Genomic DNA, 3,040 nt, shown 5'->3' with positions numbered 1-3,040 from the left:
CCCCGACCCTGATCCGGGCGCCGGCCCCCGAACCACGCGGGCGCCGCCCCGCGTCGCCGACCCTCGTCCATGCGGCGCTGGACGATCAGACTTTGCTGGCCCTGATACTGGAGAGGATGGACCCGGAGACGGACCCTGCGCGGCTCGCCGCGGCCTTGCTCGAACGGTTCGGGAGCCTCGGCGGCGTCGCCGGCGCGGCGCCCGGCGAACTGGCCCAGGCGTCCAGCGCCGGGTCCGCCCTCCGGGCCGAGCTGACGCTTCTGCGCGAGTTCGCGGTCCGTCTTGCGCGCGCCGAAGCCAGCCGCCGCCCGGTCATCACGTCCTGGACCGCGCTGGTGGCCTATGTGCGGGCGGCGCTCGCTCACGAGCCGCGCGAGCAGTTCCGGACCCTTTTTCTGGATCGGCGGAATATCCTGCTTCGGGATGAAATGACGGCGGACGGAACGGTGGATCACGCTCCCGTCTATCCGCGCGAAGTGATTCGCCGGGCCCTGGAGTTGTCGGCGTCCGCCTTGATCCTGGTCCACAATCATCCCTCCGGCGACCCGACGCCGTCGCAGGCCGATATCCAGATGACGCGACAGATCGTCGAGGCGGCGCGGGTCTTTAATCTGCAGGTCCATGACCACCTCGTTGTCGGCCGGGAAGGCACGGCCAGCTTCAAGGCCCTCGGCCTGATCTGAGGGCTTGATCAGGAGGCATTCTCACCGAGCCCCGCCTGTCGATGCTTGCCCACGGTCGTGCCGAAGATGCCTCCGGCATGGAGGGCGCTAGCAGCCATCAAGCGCCGAAAAGCACTTTCTGAGGGCCCGGATCGCGTGGAGACTCTGTCAATTCGCGCCGGCTAGAACCGCGTGCTCAGGGTCAACCGGGCGTTCAGCGGAGCTCCGGTCGAGATGTTGGCGTTGTTGTGCGCGTCCGGGAAATAGGTCGTGTCGAACAGATTCTCGATATTAAGCTGCAACTGGACGGTGTCGTTGACCTCGTAGAACACGGCGGCGTCGACGCGGGTGAAGGCCGGCAACCGCGTCGTGGACGGCGCGGTCCGGATCGCCGCGAACTGGCTGGCCTGATGTATGACTCCCAGACCGATACCCAGCCGGCGGCTGACGTCATAGCGGTTCCATAGGCTGAACTGCTGTTTCGGGGTCTGGGCCAGACGGACCGAGTCATTGCCCTGCAGGCGGGCGTCCTGCCAGGAATAGCCGCCGCTGATCTGCCAGCCTGGCCGCAGTCGCCCGGTGACAGCCAGTTCCACGCCCTCTGTCCGTGTCTCGCCGACATTGATGGTGACCGTCGGGTTGAGGGGATCGGGCGTCGTCGCATTGGTGCGGTCCAGCCGGAACACGGCGGCCGTGACGTTGAGATCGGGACGGATGGCCCATTTGGCGCCGACCTCGTGGTTGGTGAATTCTTCGGGCTCGAGGTTCTGCTGTGTCACCGACAGGGTCAGGAATTGATCGCCTGATCGCGGCAGGAAGGACTGGCTGTAACTGCCGTAGATCGAGACGTTCGATCGGGGCTTGTAGATCAGGCCCAGGCGCGGCGAGACCTTGTCATCGGCCCGCTCGAAGGGGCGGTCGGGGTTGGGCTGGAGATCGACGCCTGTGATGTCGAAACGGTCGTACCGGATCCCGGCGACGAGCTCGAAATGGTCGCCGAGCCTGATCTGATCCTGGACATAGGCGGAGACGGTTCCGACGTTCGAGACCGTGTCGCGGCTGAGCGCCGGGAAGGTGACGGTCGGAAACACCGGATCGGCCAGATTGAAGGTCGGGTTTGACAGGACACCGTTACGGCGCTGGTTCGCGGATTGCTGGTCCCCGTATTCGAGGCCGAACAGGATCTTGTGAGTCATCCAGCCCGTGGTCACGTCCCAGACCAGGTTGCTCTGGACAAGCAGGTTCTGGCGCGTGGTGGGATCGGTATAGGCGGCCAGCGGGACGATCCCGCGCTGAGAGGTGGCGGGGCCATTGGCGAAGACGTTGGTGTAGACCTTGTCGTAGTCGCCATACAGCACAGTGGTCGAAGCTCGGATATTGTCCGCGAGGTCGCCGTCTACCCGCAGCTTGATGATATGGGCGTCGAGCGTGGTCCGGTTGATCCCGGGCACGCCGAAAAACTGATCGCGGTAGCCGGTCAACGGAGCTCCGGCCAATGAGGGGATTCCGCGATCGACGACGCGGTCATCGTTGACGTATTCCCAGGACAGGCCGGCGCGCCACCCCCCGCCGAGCTCTGCGGCCAGATAGGGATTCACGGCGTACCGTTCGCCATCGTAGTGGTCGCGGTGGTTGCCGAGGTTCTCGTAGATGGCGTTGATGCGGAACGCCGCCCTGTCGCCGATGGGCGCGTTGACATCCGCCGACACGTCCCAGGCGCCGAAGCTGTTGGCGCTGAGCCGGCCGGTCGCGAAGGCGCCGCCAGCGCTTGGGGTCTTCTGGACCCTGTTGACGATGCCGCCGCCGCCCCCGCGCCCGAAGATCAGGGCGTAGGGACCCCTCAGCACCTCGACCCGTTCGAGATTATACAGGCCCCGGAAATACTGCGTGTCATCACGCACGCCGTCGAGGAAGAAGTCAGCCGTGGTGTTCTGTCCCCGCAAGGTGATCTGGTCGCGATTGCCCTCGCCCTGGCCGACGGTCGCGCCGGGCACATAGCGGAGGACGTCGCCGAGGCTGTGCATTCCCTGATCGTCCAGCTGTGCGCGCGTCACGACGTTGATGCTTTGGGGCACGTCGATGAGAGGGGTGTCGGTCTTGGTCGCGGTCACCGAGTCGATCGCGATGTAGCCGCGAGCCTGCCCGGTGACGATGATGGGCTCCAACTCGGACGCCGGTTCCTGCGCCATGGCGGCGACCGGGCACGTCAGGAGGATGGCTGTCGAGGTCAGAAGGAGGCGCATGAGATCTGTCGTTTCCCGAGTCGATGTCGGAAGCGGGCATAATGAGACACATTCTCATTCGCAAGAAGATTCGGTCACAGACCGCATCGTCGGGGAACGGCGCGGGGCGCGTCTACGGGCGCCAGGGCAATGGGG

The 3,040-nt window shown here is 65.6% G+C and carries 2 protein-coding genes; one reads left to right on the top strand and one right to left on the bottom strand.

The features are described from left to right. On the top strand, positions 1-683 hold a 683-nt coding region (gene radC, locus VN378_RS05005; protein WP_414642216.1), incomplete at its 5' end, for a RadC family protein. Positions 684-844: 161 nt separating this feature from the next. On the opposite strand, the gene VN378_RS05000 is transcribed toward radC, so the two are convergent. Further along, entirely contained in the window at positions 845-2,905 is a 2,061-nt protein-coding gene (locus VN378_RS05000) for a TonB-dependent receptor (protein WP_305759004.1), read from the bottom strand. Positions 2,906-3,040 lie beyond the last annotated feature (135 nt).

Origin of the sequence: Brevundimonas sp., from assembly GCF_035561115.1 — a bacterium.
Lineage (GTDB): Bacteria > Pseudomonadota > Alphaproteobacteria > Caulobacterales > Caulobacteraceae > Brevundimonas.
Note: the sequence above shows the minus strand (reverse complement) of the source record. Positions and strands in the feature narration are given on the sequence as shown.